7 protein-coding genes are annotated in these 6271 nt (G+C 32.8%); 6 read left to right on the forward strand and 1 reads right to left on the reverse strand.

Translation table 11 applies throughout. The features are described from left to right. Positions 1-93 precede the first annotated feature (93 nt). Complete coding sequence (ltrA, locus tag Q8S45_RS03825) at positions 94-1356, reverse strand: group II intron reverse transcriptase/maturase (RefSeq protein WP_305601397.1); 1263 nt, start codon at positions 1354-1356, stop codon at positions 94-96. 1169 nt (positions 1357-2525) lie between these two features. Here ltrA and Q8S45_RS03830 point away from each other — a divergent pair. From Q8S45_RS03830 to Q8S45_RS03855, 6 genes are all read left to right on the forward strand, one after another. Continuing rightward, entirely contained in the window at positions 2526-2807 is a 282-nt protein-coding gene (locus Q8S45_RS03830) for a helix-turn-helix transcriptional regulator (RefSeq protein ID WP_305601398.1), read from the forward strand. Then, on the forward strand, positions 2800-3243 hold the full coding sequence (locus Q8S45_RS03835) for a DUF302 domain-containing protein (protein WP_305601399.1): 444 nt from the start codon (positions 2800-2802) through the stop codon (positions 3241-3243). The genes Q8S45_RS03830 and Q8S45_RS03835 overlap by 8 nt, the downstream gene beginning before the upstream one ends. A 33-nt stretch (positions 3244-3276) precedes the next feature. Then, positions 3277-3633, forward strand: coding sequence for a DsrE/DsrF/TusD sulfur relay family protein (locus tag Q8S45_RS03840; RefSeq protein ID WP_305601400.1), 357 nt, complete (start codon positions 3277-3279; stop codon positions 3631-3633). Between the two features lies 1 nt (position 3634). Next, positions 3635-4837: an MFS transporter gene (locus Q8S45_RS03845; protein ID WP_305601401.1), complete on the forward strand. Its 1203-nt coding sequence runs from the start codon at positions 3635-3637 to the stop codon at positions 4835-4837. Positions 4838-5081: 244 nt separating this feature from the next. Then, positions 5082-5324 (forward strand): hypothetical protein, encoded by a 243-nt coding sequence (locus Q8S45_RS03850; protein WP_305601402.1) that lies wholly within the window; start codon positions 5082-5084, stop codon positions 5322-5324. Further along, positions 5315-5632, forward strand: coding sequence for a type II toxin-antitoxin system RelE/ParE family toxin (locus Q8S45_RS03855; protein WP_305601403.1), 318 nt, complete (start codon positions 5315-5317; stop codon positions 5630-5632). Before Q8S45_RS03850 ends, Q8S45_RS03855 begins: the two co-directional genes overlap by 10 nt. Positions 5633-6271 lie beyond the last annotated feature (639 nt).

Consider the following 6271-nt stretch of genomic DNA (forward strand, 5'->3'; position numbering starts at 1 on the left):
AAGTCGAGTAGGTAAAGGGGAATCTCACCCCTAAACCTCTCGCAGAACCGTACGTGAACCTCTCGATTCATACGGCTCTTCTTAATTCAAGTTTTACGGTCTAAAGCCTTCGTATTGCCAATGTTCAAAAAGGTTTGGAAAGTCTTTTGATAATTTTTGAAGGTATTTATACCCTACATACCAAGGTTTCTTTCTAAATCTTCGGAATTTGTTGCGTACCCATTTGGTTAGTCGATTATGCAAAACCCTAAAGAGTTTGCGCATTTCGCTCATTCGGAACTTGCCATAGTAATTTATCCAACCTCGGAGTTTGAGTTTTAGCAGTTCCGCAATTTTACTTATCGGAAAATGTACCCAACGATGAAAATTCATCTCTTGGAGTTCTCTCGCTATTCTGCTCCTACTCTTTTGGCTCATTGCAGGGGAAAATCCTAATTTGATTTTGCCTCGCTCTTTGATAATTCTTGGCTTGAAAGTATAACCCAAAAAGTCGAACTTTTGATACTTCACTTTAAAAGGAGGTTGCCGTTTTTGGTTGTTTCGACAATACACAATTTTAGATTTCTCTTGGTTTAATTCCAATTTACATTCTGTTAATCGTGCTTTTATATTTTCTAACAATCGTAACGCTTCTTTGATGTTCTTGCAATGAATTACAATATCATCGGCATACCTTTCAAATGGAGTCTCTGGACTTATTTGGGCTATCCATTTATCAAACACTATATCCATAAAGATATTGGCTAACACCGGACTGATTACTCCGCCTTGTGGTGTGCCTTTTCCTTGTGGTAGTATTTGTGTTCCGTTTGCCAATTGAACTGGTGCGTTGAGCCATCGTTTTACATACATTAGAATGTGTTTCTTGTGGGTGTAAAATTGTACTGCTTTGAGCAATAGTTCGTGGTCAATGTTGTCGAAAAATCCTTTGATGTCTAAATCAATTACCCAACTGTATTTCATACAATTGATACGGCATTGCTCTAAAGCATCGTGTGCCGATTTATTTGGTCGATAACCAAAACTACTCGGACTAAAGTGTTTCTCTACAATTTGCTCCAATTCGGTAGCAATTACCTGTTGGGCAACCCTATCTACAATGGTAGGAATGCCCAAGGGACGTGTTTTTCCGTCTCCTTTGGGAATCAATACTTGGCGTACTGCTTTGGGTTGGTAACTGCCACTTGCCATTCTGTTCCATATTGGGTACAGATACTTGCGTGGGTTTTTAGCTACTTCTTCAATGCTTACTCCATCGATTCCTGGCGCTCCTTTGTTGGCTTTTACTCGTTTAAAAGCTTCATTTACCTGCAACCTACTTATTGGTTGCGACTTGGGTTGTTCATTAAAAATCATACTTAAATTTCTTTAAGGTGTTATACAATAAATCAACTAATTAAGTGAAGTCCTTCGCTCCTATCGTCATTACTGATAGTCTCTTGGATATGTTCGCTACTACGACTTCATCCGCCCCAAAACTAAACATTGCTACTTTCTGCCTTTTCCACTCTGGGATTTTTGACATTTTTGCTTACCATTTTAGTCTTGGTTCTCCTGTTCCTTACTAGAGCCTAGTTATAGGTCTTGCCCTCTTTATGCCGTGTGTCGTGTAGCCAGTACTCAGGTTTTCCGCTACACTTGGTCTCTTTAGGTCGCTGACCTCATTGATTTTGACACAGTAAAAGTTATTTTCGACACCTCAATAAGGGTTTGCTTGCGCTCAACTCCTATAACCACACCATACAATTACTCAACATACGAACGTTGGTAATGCTTTAACCTTGTCGCTCAATACCAATTCTCTTTAAATCAGCACCACAAGGCGGTTTGGAAACAACTCCTGAAAATCCTATCCGATAGTCCAATTCTTTAAGTTCAATCTCTGTGAGACTTCATTGGTATTACCAATGCTCGTTTCTCTCTTCCTTAAAGCCTATCATCTCTAATAAAGTTATGTTGCATTTTCAAAGAACTTATTTTATCTTCGTATCCTAATGCAACGCAGGACACACAGCCCAGCCACTAACACGCGGTATAAAAAATTGCCGGGATAGTAGGTTATTCAAGGGTTGTAGCCCGCTCCAACATTTGTGTACTTGATAGGAAATCGCCCGCAATCGGCAACTTTTCATACCGCTACCGTTGCAATTAATGGTGGAAAAAAGACCTGAGTTGCATAAATTAATAAAAAATCCTACTTTAGAAATGTTTATGTGAGGATGGAAACGAGCGGTGCAGCGGTGCAACTCGGATAGTGCCAAAACCATAATCGTACAAAAATAAAGTTGAAATTGTAAAACAACAATTTTTCAATCTCACTTTTTCTAACTTTATTTTTGGGCAGAAAATACTAAAAAAACCGACCGGCAAATTGGATTGCCAATTTGAAATTAGTAACCTTAATTATTAACAAAAAAAGGTCAACGTATTTTAGGATAATACTTTAATTATTAAAAAAAATGAATTTACATATTAGAATATCCTAATATTATAATATATTTGTATTCTAATATAAATAATTCAATATGTCAAAAATTGATTACATTAAAAATAGTGAGATATTCAAGGCACTTTCAAATCCAATAAGACTTCAAATGGTTGATTTTTTATTAGATGATGAATGTTGTGTGACCGATGTAGTAAATGAACTTGGTATTTCACAATCTGCATCCTCTCAACATTTATTAATACTTAAAAACAGTGGAATTGTGTATCCTGAAAAACATGGTACAAGAACCTGCTATAAGGTAAAAAATAAGTTAGCAGAAGAAATAATAAAACTTTTAAAAACAAACAATAATGATTAAAAAAATTATTCAGGCAATAATGCCATCAAAAAAAATGATTGAGATGTTTACTTTAAAACTTGAAAGTAAACAACCAATTGAAACCATTGCCCAAAAAGTAAGTGGAGAATGTGAAAGCCACAAATTTGCGTTACTTCAAACGTATGTCTATCACGATATTTTGGAGGAAAAAGGCTTTCCAATTAAACGTAAAGTATTCATTTACGAAATTTGCCAGGCAAAAACAGCGGGATTAATGCTAACAAGTAACCCTGAATTTTCAATTTTTATGCCTTGTAAAATTGCAATGTATGAAGATGAAGGAAAAACGATTATTTCAACAATGAATATGGAAATTATGCTGAATGCTGTAAAATCTAATCCAGAACTGTACAAAGAAGCTACAACCATTTTTAAGACACTAAAGTCTTTAATAACAACTCTTTCAGAAGTTTAATAAAATATGAATAACTTTTAAAAATAATTCAAAATGAGTAAAATTTTAATCTTAATTAACGACGCTCCTTACGGAACAGAAAAAGCATACAATGCTTTACGACTTGCTAATCAACTTGGCAAAGAACACGAAACAGTTGATGTCCGGATTTTTTTAATGGCAGATGCGGTTAATTGCGCCATTGCAAACCAAAATACACCAAATGGGTACTACAACATTGAAAGAATGTTGAAATTTTCACTAATTAAAAAGGCTAAAGTTAAAATTTGCGGTAGTTGTGCCGATGCTCGTGGTCTAAAAAACAATCAACTTATTGAAGGTGTTGAAATAAGTACAATGGCAGAATTTACTAACTGGGTAGTAGATAGTGACAAGGTGCTAACTTTTTAAAATGAAAAATGTAAAACTTGGTCTTAAAGAAAATTGGTTACAATTTTCAATTTTAGTTATTGTAAATGCATTTGTTGGAGGAATGGTAGGCTTAGAGCGTACCATTTTTCCAAAATTTGCAGAAATAGAGTTTGGCGTAGCATCTAAAACTGCAATATTATCATTTATAATTGCTTTCGGAATTACAAAGGCAATTACAAATTACTTCACGGGAAAACTTGCTAATAAATTTGGCAGAAAAAACTTATTACTTTTAGGCTGGTTATTTGCGATTCCCATTCCGTTCATTTTAATAAACGCAACTTCTTGGAATTGGGTGATCTTCGCTAATATTCTTTTAGGTATTAATCAAGGATTGACTTGGAGTAGTACTGTTGTAATGAAAATTGATTTAGTAGGAGAAAAAGACCGAGGATTGGCAATGGGAATAAATGAGTTTGCAGGTTATTTTGCTGTTGGCGTTGTTGCTTTTCTTACAGGTATTATTGCCCAAAAATACGGTGTAACTCCTTACCCCTTTTATTTGGGAATTGGTATTTCTATAATTGGTTTATTGTTGACATTATTTTTTGTTAGAGATACAAGAAAATTTGTGGATAAAGAACAAAAAACAACTGAAACAGATAAATTAGAAAATGTTTTTTTAGAAACCTCGTTTAAAGACAAAACATTAAGTTCTATAACTCAAGCAGGATTGGTAAATAATTTAAATGATGGAATGATATGGGGGCTTTTACCAATACTCCTATTATCACTAAATTACAATGAGAAAAATATTGGAATTATCGCAGCTATTTACCCTGCTGTTTGGGGGATTGGTCAACTTTTTACTGGGAAAATGGCAGATATATATTCAAAAAAAGGAATGCTTTTTTGGGGAATGCTTTTACAAGGTTTGGCTATTTTATTAATCCCTTTTTTCACTAGTTTTTATCAATTAGCAATTATTGCTTCCATTTTAGGCTTTGGAACAGCCTTGGTTTACCCAACATTTTTATCAGCCATTGCTGATGCAACGCATCCAAGACAAAGAGCAGAAAGTATTGGTGTCTTTCGATTATGGAGAGATTTAGGTTATGCCATTGGTGCAATTGTTTCTGGAATCATAGCTGATTTATTTGGAGTTCAATATGCCGTATTGACTATTGGAGTAATAACTATTTTGTCTTCCTTATTAATTAAATTTCGAATGCCAAATGACTAAAACAATTTCAGATTAATTAGAATAAAGCCAGCACCCAACACCGCATATAGCAAATTGCTTAATTATTGTAAATAGAAAATTTTTAGTACTTTTAAATAAAACTAACAGGCTATGGAAAAGTACGGTTTCAAACCCGCAACTCGCCATATTCAAACTCGTTGGGCGTCATTACCGAAAATCCTAAGATAAATTTAACTCTGAATTTAAAATAGATTTTGTATTTTTGATTAAAAGTAATTAATGTATGAATTTAGAAACTAGAAAATTATCATTTATTCAAGAAATTCTTAAAATACAAAGTGAGAAAACCATTTCTCGTCTTGAAATTATTTTGAGAAAAGAAAAAACTGTGATTGAATTTGAGAATATTCAGCCAATGACTATGAAAAAATTTAATCAACGAATTGACAAATCTTTGGATGACTCTAAAAAAGGAAAATTGACAGAGGTAAATGACTTAATTTTGGAGATTGACAAATGGAGCTAAAAATTTACTGGACTGATTTTTCTAAAAAAGAACTTCAAAACATTTTCGAATACTACAAAGAAAATGCAAGTTTAAAAGTTGCTAAGAGTTTGACTATAGGAATTGCAAAAGAAACTTTAAAACTAAAAAAGCAGCCTGAAATTGGACAGATTGAGGAATTGCTAATTGATAAACCAAATGAATTCATATATTTAGTTTACAAAAATCACAAAATAATTTATTGGATAAATAAGAGCGAAAAACGAATTGAAATTAATGATGTTTTTGATTCTCGACAAAATCCGATAAAGATTGAACGAATTGAATAAAAGCCAGTTGCCAACACTGTACTTTCCTGAAATAGTCAGAATTTAAAGAAAAAACACAAAAATAGCGGATTTTAAAAATTGAAATGGAAAGCCAAAACAGAAAAATATTTTTTAAAATTCAAGTTTTTTACAAACAGAAAAGTTCAGATTTTTTTTTACAAATTGAACGTGATTTTTGAAACGGAAAACCAAACAGAAAGTAAAATTTTCCAATTCAAAATTTCAACAAACAGAGAAAATTCCGACTTTTTACAAATTGAAACGGAAAACCTAACAGAAAGAGAATTTTTCCAAATTAAAGATTTTAACAAACAGAGAAATTTCAGACTTTTTACAAATTGAACGTGATTTTTGAAACGGAAAACTAAAAAAGAAAAATTGTAACAAACCGACAAATATTCAAGATTTTTACAATCATTAAACTGATTGAAAAATAAAAAGGTTAAATTTTAGAACTTAAAAATAAAAATTGAACTGAAAACAACAAATTACAACACAGGTAGTTGTTGCACAAGGCATTTTAAAAACATAAAATAGTACTCAAAAGCTCCTTTTTAAGGAGTTTTTGTTTTTAATATGGTTGATGTTACTTCAAAATTACAAGTGGTTTAATGCTCTTATTTCGAGTCTAAATAGCCC

The sequence above is a fragment of the Lutibacter sp. genome (assembly GCF_030692605.1).
GTDB lineage: Bacteria > Bacteroidota > Bacteroidia > Flavobacteriales > Flavobacteriaceae > Lutibacter.

What these genes read in the sequence shown, in the direction of transcription:
- ltrA (WP_305601397.1), bottom strand. Translation starts at nt 1,356, where the DNA reads ATGATTTTTAATGAACAACCCAAGTCGCAACCAATAAGTAGGTTGCAG.
- Q8S45_RS03830 (WP_305601398.1), top strand. Translation starts at nt 2,526, where the DNA reads ATGTCAAAAATTGATTACATTAAAAATAGTGAGATATTCAAGGCACTT.
- Q8S45_RS03835 (WP_305601399.1), top strand. Translation starts at nt 2,800, where the DNA reads ATGATTAAAAAAATTATTCAGGCAATAATGCCATCAAAAAAAATGATT.
- Q8S45_RS03840 (WP_305601400.1), top strand. Translation starts at nt 3,277, where the DNA reads ATGAGTAAAATTTTAATCTTAATTAACGACGCTCCTTACGGAACAGAA.
- Q8S45_RS03845 (WP_305601401.1), top strand. Translation starts at nt 3,635, where the DNA reads ATGAAAAATGTAAAACTTGGTCTTAAAGAAAATTGGTTACAATTTTCA.
- Q8S45_RS03850 (WP_305601402.1), top strand. Translation starts at nt 5,082, where the DNA reads ATGAATTTAGAAACTAGAAAATTATCATTTATTCAAGAAATTCTTAAA.
- Q8S45_RS03855 (WP_305601403.1), top strand. Translation starts at nt 5,315, where the DNA reads ATGGAGCTAAAAATTTACTGGACTGATTTTTCTAAAAAAGAACTTCAA.